This is a genomic window from Geobacter argillaceus, from assembly GCF_007830735.1.
GTDB lineage: Bacteria > Desulfobacterota > Desulfuromonadia > Geobacterales > DSM-12255 > Geomobilibacter > Geomobilibacter argillaceus.
Window position 1 is genome coordinate 85,684 of sequence record NZ_VLLN01000010.1, and the last position, 17,752, is coordinate 103,435.

Here is a 17,752-nt window from a genome sequence, read left to right on the forward strand (position 1 = left end):
AGGCCCGAAGGCTATTTGCCGCCGCCGGTGACGGTGGCGGGTTTGCTGGCAAGACCTGCAAAAATGTTGAGCCCTTTCAGTGTTTCCAGCGCCCTGGAGAGTTGGAAGTCGTTGGCCAGATCCCCTTCCGCGGCAACGGGCGGTGAGGTGCGGTGCGACGGCTTCACCGCGGCAGGCATGGACGAACGGTTGCCGAATGTGGCAGTGTGGGGCGATGGGGCGGAACCGTTTGTTTTGTTCGCCACGTCGCTCTGGGCAACGATGATGTCCGGCCTGATCCCTTTGGCCTGGATCGAGCGGCCGGAAGGGGTGTAGTAGCGGGCGGTGGTCAGCTTGAGACCATAGCCGTCCCGCAGGGTTATGACCGACTGGACCGATCCCTTGCCATAGCTCTGGGTCCCCATGATAATGGCCCGTTTCTGGTCCTGCAATGCCCCGGCAATGATTTCCGAGGCACTGGCGCTTGCCCCGTTGATGAGGACGACAATGGGGTAGTGTGGCTCCTTGGGGCCGAAATGGGCGTAATAGTTGCGTTGGGCATCGGGGGTCCGGCCACGCATGGATACGATGGTCCCGTCCGACGTCCCTTCGCCGATGAACGGGTCGACTACCTGGGTGGCCGTATCCACCAGGCCGCCCGGGTTGTTGCGCAGATCGAGGATAAGTCCTTTCAGGGTGCCGTTGTTTTCCCGGCGGAGGAGTTGGAGGGTCTTCTGGAAATCCTGGCCGGTCCGTTCCTGGAACTGGGTGATGCGGATGTAGCCGTAACCGGGCTCCAGGGTGCGTGCCTTGAGACTTTTGGTGTTGATGGTGTCGCGGACGAGGTGAAAGGCGAGAGGGGTTTTCTGGCCCTCACGAAGGATGGTCAGGGTGACCCTGGTCCCCTTGGGGCCGCGCATCAGGTTGACCGCCTGGGTTATAGTCATCCCTTTGGTCAGCTTGTCGCCGATCTTCCAGATGTAGTCATTGGCCTTGATCCCGGCACGAAAGGCCGGCGTGTCTTCTATCGGAGAAATGACCGTCAGTTTCTCGTCCCTGATGTTGATCTCGATGCCGAGTCCGCCGAAAGAGCCGGACATGGATATCTGCATCTCCCTGTACGGCTCCGGGGTCATAAAGGCGCTGTGGGGATCGAGGGTTGCGAGCATTCCTTCAACGGCGCCGGTGAGAAGCTTCTTGGTATCCACCTCTTCAACGTAGCTTTTCTTGACAATGCCAATAACATCTTTCAGGAGTTTCAGTTGGCTTTGCTCCCGGACAGCGGGTCTCTGCCCGTGCCGGCGTAGCGTCAGACCTATTAGTGCGGCGCTCAGAACGGCCACGCTGGCGCAGATGATCAGCCACTTGGTGGTGCGTGACATGGCGGGGCTCCATACGTGAAATTGCGGACTGCAGGCGGGAAAAGGCGCGCTGCCCCTGTTACTTATACGGGGTAGCGACGGAATAAGTCAACTCCCTTTGTCGTGCCGCAATTGAGAGTAGTGGTGCTCAGAAGGGCGCTGCCAAGGGGCCAAATGTGAAAATAGCAATAAAGAAAAGCCGGGCGTCGACGATATAACAATTCATCTGGATGACGTGAAGTAAGGAGTTGGGTATGGGTACCTGCAAGGTTTACATCCTTGATGATTTTCGCAGAGCAAAAAAGGCCCCGGCACGGGATATGAAAGCGATTATAGAAGAACACCTCGCCGAAGCCGGATTGTACCTGCACGATGCCTCGGAACTCAAGGACTGTCCGGACGGGAACTTAAAGTTTCAACCTGTTGATGCTGGCCGGGAGCGGGTCAAAAGGCGGGATGGCGACGAACATTGAGTGATGCCGGTGGAATGTACTGTCACGAAACGGGGGCCATATGGATCAGGTCGTTGAAGTCAGAGCGGTTGGTGGTGCCGAACGGCGAAAATATCGACGCATTGAATTCCAGGCCCCGGCCTTCATCGAGCACAACAACCGGACAACATTCGGAGAGATCAGGAACGTGAGCAATCTGGGAGCGTTTCTCAAGACCGACGGCAAGTTTGCCGTTAACGATTCGGTGCAACTCTCCATCTACTTTCTGGAAGGATCGGCCACCCTTTCCGTTACGATTCCCGGGACCGTTGCCAGGCTCGCCGATGGCGGCGTCGGGCTGTTTTCTCCCCACCTGGATGTGTACAAACTTCTCCATCTGGAGCACCTGCTTGCCTTCCACAAGGGAAATCCGCAGCGACTGACCGACGAGTTTTACGAGTATGTCCTGGCTGCGCAGGATGATCATATCCCGTCCTCCTGATTCCGTCGGCTACTGGTGGCCACGTTGCGTGGTAGGTAAGGAGCAGTGTCCGGGTTTTTGTTGTGCCGGTGAGAGGAACAGAGGGATGTTCCCTTTTTTTTATCCTGAGGAGGTCGGTAGCCCCTTTTTCTCAAGGAATGACAAGAGTTCCCGGCGCGCTGCGCCGAAGTCTTCCAGGGATAACCGGAGGTCTTCCACCCATGGTCGCTCTCTGTAGTAAAGTCGGTCATAGTAGTGGGCCATGAGCCCTTCGGTGAGCAGTCCCAATTCCCACCGCTCAAGATACCCGGCCAGATCGGCGTACTGTTCCCCCCCCAGTTTTTTCCTGATCCTCATCAGGGCGTCGGCCATCATCTCCCGGTATTCAACTTTTCCATACTCTTCCAAGAGCCGTTGCACCCTCGTTTCCCGCGAGGCCTCGCTCCAGACCTTGATACTCTCCCGCATGACCTCGTACAGGTTCCCCGGCAGGAACAGCTTGCCGATGCGACGGCTCTCCCCTTCGATGAAGATCGGCCGGCCGAGCGGACATAGTCGGAAGGCGTCCCAAAGGAGGGTCTCGAAATGTTTCTGGGACAGCTCCTGGGATAGTCCCAGCGAGCCGAAGGCAGACCCCCGGTGACAGGCGAGCCCTTCCAGGTCGATGGTCGTCTCGCCATAGTCCTGCAGATGCGTGAGAAAGGTGGTTTTGCCGATGCCGGTCAACCCGTGCAGGACGACCAGGGGGCCGGGGGGGGCGAAGTTTTCGAAGGTGGCGCTGACAATGTTACGGAATGCCTTGTAGCCTCCGACCAGTTGCTGCACCGGGAACCCGGTCAGGTCGAGGACTGCGGCAACGGTCTTGCTCCGTAACCCGCCGCGCCAGCAGTAGACAATGATGGGACGACCGGCGGCAGCCCGGTCGATTTCCGCCACCATGACGGGCAGCCGGCCGGCGGTCAGCTCCAGGCCGCGACGGCGGGCCATACGGGGACCAACCTGCTTGTAAAGAGTGCCGATCTCTACCCGTTCCTCGTTGGTGAGAAGCGGGACGTTGATGGCTCCGGGAATATGGTCTTCGCTATATTCCAGCGGGGTGCGGACATCCACGAACAGGTGGGTACCCATGCTGGACGGATCGAACTGCACGGTTTGAGGCATGGGATGCTCCTTTGGCCGGATTATAGTCACCGGTGAGGTGGAATGCAAGGAGAGCCGCTCCTGTAGTTGACAGAGGCCTGGTAATCGGGCATAGTAAACCGATTGTTTTTCCGGCGACCGAAAGGCGCCTGTGAGGTAAGTGTACAAGCACATGTCCACCCCGGGTGGTGAAAAGGATACTGCCGGCGGCGGCTCGCTGGCGAAGCTCTGGGGGCAACTCCAGGATTCCCTGACCAGGCGGCTGGCAAACGACAAGTATGCCAGGCGGGATCGTCTCATTCTTCTTTTGGCAACTATCTCGGTTGTCACCTTTCTCATTCTCCCTGATCAGCACTTTCTTGCCGTTACCTACAAGGCCGGCGAGATCGCCATCGCAGACATCCGCTCTCCCGGTGATTTTCTCATTGAAGACGACCCCCTGACCGACAAAAAACGGGCTGACGCGGAAGCGGCCGCACCGGTGGTGTATGACCTGCAGTTGACGATGGGACAGGACATTGCCGAACGGTTGACCCAGGGAATGGCCCAGTTGATTGACATGAAGGGATCGGCCGAGGGACTTGATCGCGAGACCATTCGGGCGACACTCTCCCAGACGCTGGGAATGGATCTGAATAGTGCGGAACTGAGCGCCCTGGCCAGGATCAAGTCCGAACGGCTCTTTATTGCCGAAGTGCGAAGAGTGCTGGCGCGCATCTACAGCAGGCATGTGGTAGCCGACCATCGTTCGTTCGCTGCCGACCGCCTGCGTGGAGTCGTTCTTCTCGATCCCGTGTCAGGCCAGGTGGTTGGCGACGGTGCATCCTTCAACGTCATCGATCTCCCCGAGGTGCGCGCCCTCCTGGCCAACAGCAACCTCCTGTCGGTTGGGGATTCGCTGGACAGTGAGCTTCTTAAACAACTTTTGGGGAGGTTGATTCGCCCGAATCTCATCTACAACCGCACCGCCTCAGAGGAAAAACGCAAGGTGGCGCGGGCCGCTGTCAATCCGGTACTTCTTCAAGTGAAAAGAGGGGAGATGATCGTCCGGGTGGGGGAGCGGATCTCGCCTGAACAGTCGTTCAAGCTGCAGAAGATCTTTTCCGAACGGCCGCACCGTAACCGGATGCTGATGGGGGCCGGCACCCTCGGCCTGGCCATGATCCTCTTTTATTTACCGTTTCGCTTTGCCCGCAAGAACATCCGGAAGTTCAACCCCTCAACCAAGGATCTTCTCTTCCTTTCGCTGGTGACGGCGGGTAATTTCCTGGTCATCAAGCTGGCCTATGTGGTTTCCAGCGTCATGGGGGGGGCATTTCCGGCGATCGAAACCGCCTCCTACGCCTATCTGTTGCCGTTTGCCGCCGGTGCCATTCTGGTCAGGATTGTTCTCAACTCGGAAGTCGCCCTGGTGTACTGCGCCATCTGCGCGCCGCTCTATGGGATCATGTTCAACAACAGCCTTCCGGTGGTGATCTACTCGCTATTGGGGGGGATTGTCGGCGCCCATGGCGTGCGTCATTGCAAGGACCGGAGCACCATCTACAAGGCCGGGGCAAAGGTGAGCGTGGCCAACGTGGCGGTGGCCCTTTCCTTCCAGTTGGGGGGGGACACCCTGTTCACGCTCCAGACCGTGTACTGCGTGCTCTTCGCCTTTGCCGGCGGGGTCATCAATGCCGTCTTCGTTTCCGGGACCATCCCGCTCATCGAGTCGCTCTTCCTCTATACGACCGACATCAAGCTCCTGGAACTGGCCAATCTGAATTCGTCCCTGCTGCGGGATCTCATGGTGCGGGCACCGGGCACCTATCACCACAGCGTCCTGGTCGGTACCCTGGTGGAGGCGGCGGCAGAGGCGATCAACGCCAATCCACTCCTGGCACGGGTGGCTGCCTATTATCACGATATCGGCAAGGTCAGCAAACCCCTGTACTTCATCGAGAACCTGGGTGGCGGCGAGAACCGGCATGACAAGCTCTCACCAAACATGAGCGCACTGATCCTCATTTCCCACGTGAAAGAAGGGGTTGAACTGGCCCGCCAGCACCGTCTGGGGCAGCCGATCATCGACATGATCCGCCAGTCCCATGGCTCTGCCCTCATCAGCTACTTCTACCAGAAGGCCAAGGGGCAGGCCGGGCCGGACCAGCCGGTGGACGAGCGGGACTTTCGCTATCCGGGTCCCAAGCCCCAGACCCGTGAAGCCGGGCTGGTGCTCCTGGCCGACTGCGTGGAGGCCGCCTCACGCACCCTCGCCGATCCGACGCCGGCCCGCATCCAGGGGATGGTGCAGAAGATCATCAGCAGCATCTTCACCGATGGTCAACTCGACGAATGCGAACTGACCCTGAAGAACCTGCACGAGATCGCCAAGAGTTTCATTCAGATCCTGACCGGGATACATCATCACCGGATCGATTATCCCGAACCGGCGTTTAAGGAAAAAGTGGCAGGAGGTAAGAAACAGGGTGACAGTCACGGTAACGAACCGCCAAAGGCGGTGGCCGACCTCGGCGAAAGAACTGAAAAAGGTGGCGCAGAGGATATTAAGCGCCTTGGCATGTCCCGCTAGCGAGCTTTCGGTCACCATCGTCGGCGACCGGAGCATCAGGCGCCTTAACCGGGACTATCTGGGGCGGGACAAGGCCACCAACGTCATCTCGTTCCCCATGCAGGAGGGGGCGTTCGGCGCCATCAATCCCGAACTTCTGGGTGATGTGGTGATTTCTGCCGATACCGCGGCCCGCGAAGCGGAAGATGGGGGGGACAGCTACAACTCCCGGCTCGTGTTCCTCCTGCTCCACGGCATTCTGCACCTGACCGGCTACGACCACGAGCGGAGCGGCGAGGCGGAAGCAGAGCGGATGGAGGCGAAGGAGCGGGAGCTCTTTGCTCTGTTGCAACAGGAAGGGTTCGTGTAGGGGTGGGGTTTCCCCACCCGGCTCAATGCATGAATCAGGGCGGGGAAACCCCGCCCCTACAGGATGCCGTTTGAAACCGACCCGTTTCATAGAATCCGTCAACTGCGCCATTGACGGGATCATTTATACCGCCCGTACCCAGAAGCATATGCGGAACCATTTCATCTCGGCCCTGGTTCTGCTGCTCCTGGTACTGTTTCTGCGGGTCTCGGCCCTGGAGTTCACCCTTCTGGCGGTTTCCGTTTCCTTCGTGCTGTTTGCCGAACTGATGAACACTGCCGTTGAGGTGGTGGTGGACATGATTTCTCCCGAATATCACCCCATGGCCAGGATCGCCAAGGATGTGGCTGCCGGAAGTGTCCTGGTGTCGGCCATCGGCGCCATGGTTACCGGCTACCTGATCCTTGCCCGGTATGTTTTCCCCATTTACAAGGAGGCTCTCGGCATGATAGGAACACCTGCGGACTTGGGAGCGATCGTCTCCCTGCTCCTGGTGGTGATTGTGGTCGTCATTTTCAAAGCCATGTCCGGTAAAGGGACGCCAATGCACGGTGGGTTGCCCAGCGGCCATGCAGCTATCGCCTTTACCATTGCCACCCTGGTTTCCCTCAAGACTCAGGACCCGATCACCTCCATCCTGACCATCGTCCTGGCGGCCATGGTCAGCCACTCCCGGCTACTCATGCGTATCCACTCACTGCGGGAGGTCGTTTTGGGCGGGGTGACCGGAACGGCTATCACACTGGTGGTGGTCCTGGTCTTCAAGGCGGCGCTTAACTGAATGAGACGTCACCAGTATTATCCAGATAACAGACAGGAGGGGTACTGACCTTGGACGAAGGTGCTCTTCGCAAGAGTCCCGGCCTCATGGAGGCTATCGGGCGTTTCCTCCGCGGCCGGAAGAAGGTGACCGAGGAGGAGATCCAGGAGTTGATGGATGCCGGCGAGGAAGAGGGGCTCATCAACGAGGAAGAAAACGAGATGATCCGCGCCATCTTTGCCCTGCGGGACACGGTGGTGCGCGAGATCATGGTTCCCCGGACCGACATGGCCTCACTGACCGTCGATGCGCCGATCAACGAGGTCCTGCAGGCGATCATCGCCTGCGGCCACTCCCGGATACCGGTCTTCGAAGGGACCATCGATAACGTCGTCGGCATTCTCTACGCCAAGGACCTCCTGAAGAGCTGGGGCCAGGACGAATCGGCCCTGGTGGTACGCAAGCTGTTGCGCGCCCCGTTCTTCATTCCGGAAACCAAAAACCTGGAGGAACTGCTCCAGGAGTTCAAGAAGCGTCGGGTGCACCTGGCAATCGTCATCGACGAGTACGGCGGCACTTCCGGCCTGGTCACCATCGAGGACCTGCTGGAGCAGATCGTGGGGGACATCCAGGACGAGTACGACCTGGAGGAGGAATGGCTGACCGAGGGGGCTGACGGCACGGTCGTTGTGGATGCCCGTCTCCCCATCGAGGAGTTGGAAGGGCATTTCGGCATCAATGTCGAGCGGGAAAAGTTCGATACGGTTGGCGGGCTGATCTTCTACCTGCTCGGGAGAATTCCCTGTAGCGGTGAGGAGGTTGCGTGCAACGGGCTCCTCCTGACCGTGCTGGATGCCGATGAACGACGGATCAGCAAGGTCCGTGTCGTCCGCCGGTCCGTAACGGAGGAGGCAACTCCGGCATCGTGATCCAGCAACGCTCCTCAATAAACGGAGAGCAGCCGGGACGCTACGCCCTGCTGGCTGCGCTTTCCACCGGTATCCTCCTGGCCCTCTCCTTTCCGCTGCCGGGGATTGCGTTTCTTGCCTGGGTGGCCTTCGTGCCGCTCCTGGTGGCGTGTAATGACGCTTCTCCGCGACAGGCCTTTCGCTTCGGTATGGTGTCCGGGCTTACGGCCTACGCCGGGATTCTCTACTGGCTCAATATCGTTATGACCACCTTCGGCAAGCTTCCCCTGGCGGTCAGCATCTCCCTGTCACTTGTCCTGGCCGCTTATTTAGCCCTGTATGTCGGTGGCACCATGGCGCTGGTCCGCTGGTGCGCAGGGGTCGGGATTTCTCCCCTGCTTTCCTTCCCCCTGATCTGGACCGCCCTGGAGTATGTCCGGTCGTTTCTCCTCACCGGTTTCCCCTGGGCGAGCCTGGCCTACTCCCAGTACCGAACCCTGCCGCTCATCCAGGTGGCCGACTTGGCCGGCATCTACGGTCTTGGCTGTTTGATTGCCTTTGCCAACGTAGTGGCTGCAATGGTGGTGAAGTCTCTCGTGCTCAGGGATGGTAGCCGCTACCCTGCCAAGAGCGGTGCCATCCTGGTCCTGCTTCTGCTGACGGTGCTGGGTTACGGGGCATTCCGGCTGAATGCGCCTGAGACCGGCAAGCGGGTCCGGGTTGCCCTGGTTCAGGGGAATATCCCCCAGGACATCAAGTGGAGTCCCGCCTTTCAGCAGGAGACCGTTGCCATTTACGAACGGCTTTCCCGCACGGTGGCTCCGGGAAGCAGTGATCTCCTGGTATGGCCCGAGAGCGCGCTGCCGTTTTACTTCCAGATGGAGGAACAGTATGCCGGTCGGGTGCGAGCCCTGGCGCGGGAACTGAAAGCTTCTCTGGTAGTGGGTAGTCCGGCCTACGAGAAGGATGACGCTACGGTCCGTTATCTGAACAGTGCCTTTCTGATCGGGCCTGGCGGTGAAATGCTCGGGCGGGGCGACAAGGTCCACCTGGTGCCGTTCGGTGAATACGTACCCCTGGCCGGGGTCCTCCCCTTTGTCCACAAACTGGTGGAGGGGGTCGGCGACTTTTCCCCCGGCAGGGAGATGGCACCTTTGACGGCACCGTTCGGCAAGCTCGGTGTCCTGGTCTGTTTCGAGGGAATTTTTCCGGAGATCTCCCGCGACTATGTCCGACAGGGGGGGCAGCTTTTGGTGAACATCACCAACGATGCCTGGTACGGTCGCTCGTCAGCCCCGGCCCAGCATCTTTCCATGGCGGTTTTCCGGGCAGTGGAGAACCGGGTGCCGCTGGTGCGGGCAGCCAATACCGGCATCACCTCGGTCATTGACAGCAAGGGGCATTTCCAGGGGATGACCAGGATTTTCCGGGAGGCTGTCCTGACCGGCGAGGTCCGGCTCGGGACTGAACAGACCGTGTATACCCGGGTTGGTGATCTCTTTGCCCGGGGCTGCCTGGCTGCGTTGGCGATTATGGCGGGAATGGGATGCCGAAACCGTAACCGGACAGAAAAAGCAAAGGCAATTCAACACGGATCAACGCGGAAGAAAGCAGATCAACACGGATAAAGTGTTTTTTTAGATCCGCGTAAATCCATTCAATCCGCGTCCATCCGCGTTCAATTGCAGTTCGGTTTGTGACTTAAACAACAAAGGAGTTACCGATGTTCAGAGAAGAAGTTGCCAGAATGGAAGCCTTTGCAGAGCGGATCGCCAAACTTCGGGGGTCCCTTTGACATAGATCGCAAGCGGGAAGACCTGCAGGAGATGGAGGCGCGGATTGCGGTTCCCGGTTTTTGGGACAATCCGGATGCGGCCCAGGAGATATTGAAGGAGCGGACGGTGCTGGAGAAGGCCGTCGAGGGATGGGACCGGCTCTGCAGTCAGATCGAGGACGTCAAGGTGCTGATCGAACTGGGGAGTGAGGCCGGGGACGAGGCCACCCTTGGCGAGGTGCATGAGCTGAACGATATCCTGGAAAAGGGGGTGGAGGCGGCCGAGTTCCAGAAGATGCTCTCCGGCCCCCACGACCGGAACTCCTGCTACCTTTCCATCAATGCCGGCGCCGGTGGCACCGAATCCCAGGACTGGGCCGAGATGCTGCTGCGCATGTACCTCCGCTACTGCGAACGGAAAGGGTGGAAACGGGAGATCACCGAATTCCAGGCCGGAGAAGAGGCGGGGATGAAGAGCTGCACGGTCACCGTGACCGGCGAGTATGCCTATGGTTACCTCAAGGCCGAGGCCGGCATTCACCGTCTGGTGCGGATCTCGCCGTTCGACAGCAATGCCCGCCGTCATACATCCTTTGCCTCGGTCTTCATCTTTCCCGAGATCGCCGACGACATCGAGGTAAAGATCAACGAGTCGGACCTGCGGATCGATACCTACCGTTCCAGCGGCTCCGGCGGTCAGCACGTCAATACCACCGATTCGGCGGTCCGGATCACCCACCAGCCGACCGGCATCGTGGTCGCCTGCCAGAGCGAGCGGAGCCAGCACATGAACAAGGCGTCAGCCATGAAGGTGCTCCGGTCGAAGCTGTACGAGAGGGAGATTCAGGAGCGCGAGTCCAAGGCCGCCGAGATCGGCGGCGAAAAGAAGGAAATCGGCTGGGGAAGCCAGATCCGTTCCTATGTCCTGCATCCCTACAAGATGGTCAAGGACCTGCGGACCGGTGTCGAGACCGGTAACCCGGATGCCGTGCTGGACGGTGACCTGGAAGAGTTCGTGGTGGCGTATCTGATGGGTGTCCGCCGGCACGTGACCGACGATTAGTTCTACTTGCGTAAATGATCGGTTTCGTCCCATCGGGACAGAATGCCTGTAGCCGGGGGATTCATCCCCCGGTAATGGATTAGCCTTTCCCTTCAGTCACGTACGTGACGAAAACGATTTGATAATCCAAGAGTCCCGGCGATAAATCGCCGGGCTACAGGCATTCTGTCCCTACGGGACGTAGTCTGACTAAGTAGAATTAGGGCGAAGAGCCATCCGCGTTGAATCGTTTTGTCGTAAAGGGTTTATTATGGTGCGTTCCATATTTCTTCTCTGGTTTTTCGGCATGTTTCTGATTGCTGCCACCCCTGGCTGTGCTGCCCAGCGGAAGGAGACAACCGGGATCAGCCGGCTCGGCTACACCATTCAGGTGGGGGCCTTTGCCGAGGTGAAAAACGCCGAGCGGTTGACGACCAAACTTCAGGCCAAAGGGATCGAAGCCTTTTATTTCAAGAAGGACAACGGGGTCTATGCCGTCCGCTTCGGCGACCATCAGTCGCGGGAAGCCGCCCGGCGTGCTGCTCAGAAACTGGTTGCGGAAAAGCTTATCGGGAGCTATTTTATTGCGGCCCCGAATGAGCCCGGCATCCAGCGGAGCAAGGGGCCGGAGATCAGGGCCGCCAGGCCGGAGAAGCCGGTCCGGACGCCACCCCCCCGTCGCCCCGAAGAGCAGAAACCGCGGGGGGACATGGGGGCCATCGCGGCCCGTACCGCCGAGCGGTTTGTCGGTATCCCCTACCGCTGGGGGGGGGATACGGTGGTTGACGGGATGGACTGCAGCGGTTTCGTCCGGGCGGTCTACAACCTCTGCGGGGTGAATATCCCCCGGACCTCTGCCGAGCAGTTCCGGGTCGGCGAGTCGGTGGACAAGGAGGAGCTCCGGGACGGTGATCTGGTCTTCTTCGGTGCGTCGGCTGACAAGATAAACCATGTGGGGATCTACGTTGGTGGCGGCCGTTTCGTTCATGCGCCGCGGCGGGGCGACGACATCAAGATCACGTCAATCGATGAAAAGTATTTTACCGAGCGGTTCGTTGGCGCAAAGCGCTATTTCTGAGCCGAATCCGCGACTTAACACGAGGCACCAATGGCGATAATCAAACCGTTCCGGGCCTTGCGCCCTCCCAAGGCGCTGGCCGAAAAGGTGGCATCCCTCCCCTATGACGTGATGGATACGGCCGAGGCCAGGGCCATGGCAGCTGGCAATCCCTACAGTTTTCTCCGCATCTCCCGGGCCGAGATCGATTTGCCGTCCGACGTGGATATCCATTCGGAACCGGTATACCGTAAGGGACGCGAGAACCTGCTGGCGTTCATCAGCCAGGGGACCCTGGTCCAGGATGCCGCTGACTGTTACTACGTGTACCGCCAGACCATGGGATCAGTGACCCAGGTCGGGCTGGTGGTCTGCGCCGGGGTGGACGACTACCAGAGCGGCGTCATCAAGAAGCATGAGCTGACCCGCGCCGACAAGGAGGAGGACCGGGTGCGGCACATCGATCTCCTCGACGCCAACGATGAGCCGGTCTTCTACACCTTCCGCCGGAATGAGGACGTAAGCACCATCCTGGCTGGTGTCACCGCCGGAGAACCGGAGTTCGATTTCGTCACCGACGACGGGGTCGGGCACACCCTGTGGGTGATCGGAGACCGCCAAACGATCGACCGGCTCACCGGGATCGTCGCCGGCATCCCGGTGCTGTACGTGGCCGACGGCCATCACCGTAGCGCCGCCGCCAGCCGGGTGCGCGACCTGCACCGGGCAAGGAATCCGCAGCACAGCGGTCAGGAGGAGTACAATTACTTCCTCACCGTGATCTTCCCGTCCGACCAACTCCATATCATGCCGTACAACCGGGCGGTGAAGGATCTGAACGGCCAGACCGTGGCCGAATTCATGGCCCGGGTGGCAAAGGAGTTTGACGTCACGCCGGTTGCCGGTCCGCTGGCACCGGCCGGACGGCACCGGTTCGGCATGTATCTGGCCGGCAAGTGGTATGAGCTGCAGGCCCGTAACGGGTCGTTTCCGGCTGGCGACCCGGTCGGGAGCCTGGACGTTTCCATCATGCAGGACAACCTCCTGAATCCGATTCTGGGGGTCCGCAACCCCCGCACTGACCAGCGTATCCACTTCGTTGGCGGCATTCGCGGGGTGGACGAGCTGACACGGCTGGTGGACGGCGGTGAGTACCAGGTGGCTTTTTCCCTGTTCCCCACCTCCATCGATGAACTGATGGTGCTGGCGGACGCGGACAAGATCATGCCTCCCAAGTCGACCTGGTTCGAACCGAAGCTGCGGTCCGGGCTGTTCGTGCACCTGTTGTCGTAGAACTGTGGCCAGTCGAGCGGAAACGAGCGCCAGGACTCATGGCTTCAGCCGCATAAAATGAACGAGAGGAAGATTGTCATGCGTGGTGTGGAGAAACTGATCATTGTCCTGCTTCTGCTGATGGCGGTAACCATTCCGGCCTGTTACCAGAAAGAGACGAAGAGCGGCGGCGAGCAGCCGGCTGTTGGACAGAAGGCTCCTGCCGGGATGATAACCACCCCCTCCGGCCTGGCCTATCAGGATTTGGTGGCAGGGAGCGGCCCGACGCCGACCGCCGGCAAGGTGGTCAAGGTCCACTATACGGGGTGGCTGCAGGATGGGACCAAGTTCGACAGCTCGCTGGACCGTGGCCAGCCGTTCGAGTTTCCCATCGGGGCAGGTCAGGTCATTCCCGGCTGGGACGAGGGGGTCATGACCATGAAGGTCGGCGGCAAGCGCAAGCTGGTGATTCCGCCCCAGCTCGGTTACGGAGCAGCAGGTGCCGGGGGCGTGATCCCGCCCAACGCGACCCTTACCTTCGAGGTAATTCTCCTGGACGTGCAGCAGTAGGGTGAGGAGTGAGGAGTGAGGAGTAAAAACATCTTCCAGTCACCGGTCACGAGTCACCAGTCCCTGACAAAAGCCATGAAGGTGCTGACTACACTTATCGCCCTTATCCTGCCGGCCGGTACGGCCGTCGCTGCGGAGCGGAACGTCACTCTCTTTCTGGACGGGGCCAAGGTTGAGCAGCGCTTCGTCGTTAACGGCGGCTATCTGGAGATTCCGCTGCCGGCAGCCCTGAAGCCCGGCTCGCTGCGCCTCGTGCCCCGGGCTGCAACCCGCATCGAGCGAGTCGAAACCGTTCCCGCCCGCCTTCCCCTACGGGTCGAGCGCGAGCTGGCGAGGCTCACCGAGCGGCGGGAGCGTCTTCAGGCCCGGCTCCAGGCCCTGAAGACCAGGGAGGGGATATTCACTGCTGCAGCCAAGGCCCAGAGCGGCAAGGCACCGCGCAAGACCAAGAGCAACCCCGAGCCGCTGCAGAATATCCGGAAGGGGACCGATTTCGCCCTGACCCAGCTGGAAGAGGTCTACGGCGCCAAACGGGCCGTGGAGAAGGAGCTGGCGGCCCTGGACGGCAAGGAAGCGGCACTGCGCAAGGAGGGGAACGCTGGCGGCTGTATCGCCCGGGTCTGGCTCTCGGGCCGCAGGCCGGACATCGCTGCTGCCTGGCTGCAGACCGACCTTTCCTGGTCCCCCCGCTATGACATCCGTCTCGGTGGTGACGGTACGGCCGAGGTGACGATCCACCCCCGTCTGCCGGCCCTGGCCAAAGGTGGAGCGGTCTCGGTATCGATGGCGAGCGTGCTGAAGGGGCCGGGAGCTGTGGCGGCAATGCCGGTAACCGGCGAGCAGTCGGCCATTGTTACCCTGCGTCTCCCGGTTCAGGTGAAGGGAGACGGCCGGGACGTTTCGGCGAGCCTTGCTTTCACGATGACCAATACCGCGACCCAGATGCTTCCCGGCGGCGATATCTCCTGTTACCGGAACGGGACGTATATCGGCACGGCCCGTCTGGCAGCAATCCAGTCCCTTGAGAGCCGCGAGATCCTTTGTGGCGAATGATGCACTACCTTAAGAAGCCAGTCTATTTTACGATGGAGACGTTTATGACCAATAATGCAATTCGCCTGTTTCTGGCAGCAGTCGCGACAGCGGCCCTGACCGCCTGCGGCGGCGGTGGCTCTACCACCTCCACCATCCCGGTAACCTCCGTAACCATCTACAACGCCCATAGCGTGGCCTTCAAGAACAATTCGGCCATGGCGTGGGGATACAACGGGTCCGGCCAGTTGGGGAACGGGGTTACCAATACCAGCAATACGCCGGTGTCGGTCCTGGAGAACGGCCGTCCCGTGACCGGCCTGAAGGGGATCTCCGCCGGCTCGGCCCATACCCTGGCCTTCTTCAACAACAGCACCGTTCATGCCTGGGGAGCGAATTTCTCCGGCCAGTTGGGAAACAACAGCAGTTCCAACGGGGTGCTGAACCCGGTGGGGGTTGTGTACAAGAACAATCCGACGGATACGGCAACCCTTCCGTTGCGCAGGATCATCGGTGTCTCTGCAGGCGGCAATCACTCCCTGGCAATGACCAATTATTCCACGGTCTGGAGCTGGGGGGCTAACTATGCCGGGCAGTTGGGAAACAACTCGACCACCTTGAGCACGACGGCGGTAAAGGTCGTCGATCCCGACTCCGTGGCATCGCAGCTCTCAGGGGTCAGCGCCATCGCCGCCGGTGGCAGCCACAGCCTGGCCCTGGCCCGCGGCCAGGTCTTTGCCTGGGGGTACAACAACTACGGCCAGTTGGGGAACAACTCCACCGCCAGCAGCACGATCCCGGTACGGGTGCAGATGGCCGGAGGCACTTCGCTGAACAACGTGAAGCTCATCGCCGCCGGCGGCGCTTTCAGCGTCGCGGTCAGGAACGACGAGACGATCTGGGTCTGGGGGTATAACGGCTTCGGGCAATTGGGCCCAAATGTTGATCCCGCAGTGACGACCTTCAGCGGAATTCCGCAGCAGATAACCGGCATCACCGGCTCCATCAAGGCCGTTTCCGCCGGGCTGGGCCATATCCTGGTGCTGGCGCAGAACGGCTCGACCTGGACGGTCTGGGGATGGGGGTTCAACGGCTTCGGGCAATTGGGCGGGGTAACGGCGAACATCAAGCCTGAAGACTTTACCCGGACACCGGTCCAGATTACCACCGGCATTTCCGGCTCGTTCGACCCCGCGCTCTACAAAGTCGACGGCATGAGCCCGATTCTGGCCATCGGACACCATTCGCTGGCCAAGACCAGCGCAGGGCTCTTTGCCTGGGGTAACAACAACTACGGTCAGCTCGGCGTGACGCCGGGGACGCCGACCTACCGGGCAGAACCTGCCGCGATCGCCGGCTTTTAGTTATCTCTTTAAAATTGTTGTAAATTGTCGGTAAAGGGGGAGCCTTTGTGCTCCCCCTTTACCGCTTGACTTGACAGGCATAAGTAGGCTATTTTGCCAGTTTGTTAAACCGGCCGGCACGGCCTTGGAAAGGGAAGAACCCGGAATGGAAGAACTCAGCGAACTGCTCTTGCAACGCCGCCGCAAGGTGGATGCCCTTTGGGAGGCCGGGGTCAATCCGTATCCCAACGATTACCGGCCCCAGCATACCACGGCTGATGTGGTGGCCGCCTACGGCCAGGTGGAGACCATCGAGGAAAACGGCCAGGCCTTTGTGGTGGCCGGTCGGATCATCGCCCGCCGGTCATTCGGCAAGGCGGCATTCATCCAGCTCCAGGACCGCAAGGGGCGGCTCCAGCTCTATGTCCGCAAGGATGTTGTCGGCGATGAGATGTTCGCCAACTTCGAGACCTTCGATATCGGCGACATCATCGGTGCCAGCGGCACCCCGTTTCGGACCAAGACCGGCGAACTTTCCCTCAATATCACCACCATCAGACTCCTGACCAAATCCCTGCTGCCACTCCCCGAAAAATTTCACGGCCTGACCGACGTGGAGACCCGTTACCGGCAGCGTTATGTGGACCTGATCGTCAATCCCGAGGCGCGGGAGGTGTTTGTCAAGCGGTCCCGCGTTGTCAACCTGGTTCGTGAGTTCATGGTAGCCCACGACTTCCTCGAAGTGGAAACCCCCATGATGCAGCAGATTCCGGGCGGTGCCACGGCCAAGCCGTTCGTTACCCATCATAACGCCCTGGACATGGAGCTGTACCTGCGGATCGCCCCGGAGCTCTACCTGAAGCGGCTGGTGGTGGGGGGCTTCGAGCGGGTCTTCGAAATCAATCGGAACTTCCGGAACGAGGGGATCTCCGTCCGCCACAACCCGGAATTCACCATGATGGAGTTCTATCAGGCCTATGCCACCTTCGAGGACCTGATGAACTTTACCGAGGAACTCCTCTGCCATGTTGCCCAGGAGCTCCTGGGAACCCTCGATTTCAGCTATCAGGGGCAGCCGATCAGTTTCCAGCGCCCCTGGCGGCGGTTCACCGTCAAGGAGGCGATCCTCGAATACGGCGACATCGATGCCAAGGCACTGAACGACCGGGATCTGGCCTATGCCTACGCCAAGAGCATCGGCCTGGATCTGCCGGAGGATATCGGCTACGGCAAACTGATTACCGAGATTTTCGAAGAAGTGGCCGAGACCAAGCTGATCCAGCCGACCTTTATCACTGCCTATCCGACTGAGGTCTCGCCCCTGTCCCGGAAAAGCGATGCCGATCCGGAGATCGTGGACCGGTTCGAGTTCTTCTGTGCCGGTCGCGAGATGGCCAATGCCTTCTCCGAGCTGAACGACCCGGTGGACCAGAAGGAGCGTTTCCTGGCCCAGGTGGCGGCCAAGGCCAAAGGGGACGAAGAGGCCCACTACATGGACGAGGACTACATCCGTGCCCTGGAGTACGGCATGCCGCCCACAGCCGGCGAGGGGATCGGGATCGACCGGTTGGTGATGCTCCTGACCGACTCGGCTTCGATCCGCGACGTCATCCTCTTCCCTCAGTTGCGCAAGGAGAAATAACGGCTGATTGTAGGGGCGCGGTTGCCGCGCCCAGGGCGG

General features: G+C 60.2%; 16 protein-coding genes. 14 read left to right on the top strand and 2 right to left on the bottom strand.

The window, feature by feature from the left end:
* Positions 1–11 precede the first annotated feature (11 nt).
* Complete coding sequence (locus JN12_RS09800) at positions 12–1,361, bottom strand: S41 family peptidase (RefSeq protein WP_145021867.1); 1,350 nt, start codon at positions 1,359–1,361, stop codon at positions 12–14.
* A 233-nt stretch (positions 1,362–1,594) separates the two neighbouring features.
* Here JN12_RS09800 and JN12_RS09805 point away from each other — a divergent pair, with 233 nt between their 5' ends.
* Together JN12_RS09805 and JN12_RS09810 are read left to right on the top strand one after the other, a co-directional pair.
* The gene (locus tag JN12_RS09805) at positions 1,595–1,813 is read left to right on the top strand and encodes a hypothetical protein (RefSeq protein WP_145021870.1); all 219 of its coding nucleotides are present in this window, start codon (positions 1,595–1,597) and stop codon (positions 1,811–1,813) included.
* 40 nt (positions 1,814–1,853) lie between these two features.
* Entirely contained in the window at positions 1,854–2,273 is a 420-nt protein-coding gene (locus tag JN12_RS09810; RefSeq protein WP_145021873.1) for a PilZ domain-containing protein, read from the top strand.
* Positions 2,274–2,372: 99 nt separating this feature from the next.
* Here the strand turns inward: JN12_RS09810 and mnmH are convergent, their stop codons facing one another.
* Positions 2,373–3,413 (bottom strand): tRNA 2-selenouridine(34) synthase MnmH, encoded by a 1,041-nt coding sequence (gene mnmH / locus JN12_RS09815; protein ID WP_145021876.1) that lies wholly within the window; start codon positions 3,411–3,413, stop codon positions 2,373–2,375.
* A gap of 139 nt (positions 3,414–3,552) precedes the next feature.
* Between mnmH and JN12_RS09820 the strand changes: the two genes are divergently transcribed.
* The 12 genes from JN12_RS09820 to lysS all read left to right on the top strand — a co-directional run bounded on the left by JN12_RS09820 (position 3,553) and on the right by lysS (position 17,713).
* Entirely contained in the window at positions 3,553–5,964 is a 2,412-nt protein-coding gene (locus JN12_RS09820; protein ID WP_456237314.1) for an HD family phosphohydrolase, read from the top strand.
* Positions 5,915–6,313, top strand: a complete 399-nt coding sequence (gene ybeY, locus JN12_RS09825; RefSeq protein WP_407925382.1) for an rRNA maturation RNase YbeY — start codon at positions 5,915–5,917, stop codon at positions 6,311–6,313. Before JN12_RS09820 ends, ybeY begins: the two co-directional genes overlap by 50 nt.
* Before the next feature lie 70 nt (positions 6,314–6,383).
* Positions 6,384–7,094, top strand: a complete 711-nt coding sequence (locus JN12_RS09830; RefSeq protein WP_246125824.1) for a diacylglycerol kinase — start codon at positions 6,384–6,386, stop codon at positions 7,092–7,094.
* A 50-nt stretch (positions 7,095–7,144) separates the two neighbouring features.
* Complete coding sequence (locus JN12_RS09835; protein ID WP_145021885.1) at positions 7,145–8,002, top strand: hemolysin family protein; 858 nt, start codon at positions 7,145–7,147, stop codon at positions 8,000–8,002.
* Complete coding sequence (lnt, locus tag JN12_RS09840; RefSeq protein WP_246125825.1) at positions 7,999–9,609, top strand: apolipoprotein N-acyltransferase; 1,611 nt, start codon at positions 7,999–8,001, stop codon at positions 9,607–9,609. The genes JN12_RS09835 and lnt overlap by 4 nt, the downstream gene beginning before the upstream one ends.
* 95 nt (positions 9,610–9,704) lie before the next feature.
* A protein-coding gene (prfB, locus tag JN12_RS09845; protein WP_145021888.1) for a peptide chain release factor 2 occupies positions 9,705–10,818 on the top strand; the annotation gives its coding sequence in 2 pieces (ribosomal slippage) (positions 9,705–9,773 and positions 9,775–10,818; 1,113 coding nt in all).
* 250 nt (positions 10,819–11,068) lie between these two features.
* Complete coding sequence (locus JN12_RS09850) at positions 11,069–11,875, top strand: C40 family peptidase (RefSeq protein WP_145021890.1); 807 nt, start codon at positions 11,069–11,071, stop codon at positions 11,873–11,875.
* Positions 11,876–11,905: 30 nt separating this feature from the next.
* The gene (locus JN12_RS09855) at positions 11,906–13,147 is read left to right on the top strand and encodes a DUF1015 domain-containing protein (protein WP_145021894.1); all 1,242 of its coding nucleotides are present in this window, start codon (positions 11,906–11,908) and stop codon (positions 13,145–13,147) included.
* A gap of 78 nt (positions 13,148–13,225) precedes the next feature.
* Positions 13,226–13,696 (top strand): FKBP-type peptidyl-prolyl cis-trans isomerase, encoded by a 471-nt coding sequence (locus JN12_RS09860; protein ID WP_145021897.1) that lies wholly within the window; start codon positions 13,226–13,228, stop codon positions 13,694–13,696.
* Between the two features lie 15 nt (positions 13,697–13,711).
* Positions 13,712–14,749, top strand: a complete 1,038-nt coding sequence (locus tag JN12_RS09865; protein ID WP_145021900.1) for a DUF4140 domain-containing protein — start codon at positions 13,712–13,714, stop codon at positions 14,747–14,749.
* A gap of 44 nt (positions 14,750–14,793) precedes the next feature.
* Entirely contained in the window at positions 14,794–16,092 is a 1,299-nt protein-coding gene (locus JN12_RS09870; protein ID WP_170241888.1) for an RCC1 domain-containing protein, read from the top strand.
* A 145-nt stretch (positions 16,093–16,237) separates the two neighbouring features.
* On the top strand, positions 16,238–17,713 hold the full coding sequence (gene lysS / locus JN12_RS09875; protein ID WP_145021906.1) for a lysine--tRNA ligase: 1,476 nt from the start codon (positions 16,238–16,240) through the stop codon (positions 17,711–17,713).
* Positions 17,714–17,752: the final 39 nt, after the last annotated feature.

Bases quoted from the DNA above. Each gene is read 5' to 3' on its own strand.
- JN12_RS09860 (WP_145021897.1), top strand. From the start codon at position 13,226: ATGCGTGGTGTGGAGAAACTGATCATTGTCCTGCTTCTGCTGATGGCG.
- JN12_RS09800 (WP_145021867.1), bottom strand. From the start codon at position 1,361: ATGTCACGCACCACCAAGTGGCTGATCATCTGCGCCAGCGTGGCCGTT.
- JN12_RS09870 (WP_170241888.1), top strand. From the start codon at position 14,794: ATGACCAATAATGCAATTCGCCTGTTTCTGGCAGCAGTCGCGACAGCG.
- JN12_RS09805 (WP_145021870.1), top strand. From the start codon at position 1,595: ATGGGTACCTGCAAGGTTTACATCCTTGATGATTTTCGCAGAGCAAAA.
- lysS (WP_145021906.1), top strand. From the start codon at position 16,238: ATGGAAGAACTCAGCGAACTGCTCTTGCAACGCCGCCGCAAGGTGGAT.
- JN12_RS09810 (WP_145021873.1), top strand. From the start codon at position 1,854: ATGGATCAGGTCGTTGAAGTCAGAGCGGTTGGTGGTGCCGAACGGCGA.
- JN12_RS09850 (WP_145021890.1), top strand. From the start codon at position 11,069: ATGGTGCGTTCCATATTTCTTCTCTGGTTTTTCGGCATGTTTCTGATT.
- JN12_RS09855 (WP_145021894.1), top strand. From the start codon at position 11,906: ATGGCGATAATCAAACCGTTCCGGGCCTTGCGCCCTCCCAAGGCGCTG.
- mnmH (WP_145021876.1), bottom strand. From the start codon at position 3,413: ATGCCTCAAACCGTGCAGTTCGATCCGTCCAGCATGGGTACCCACCTG.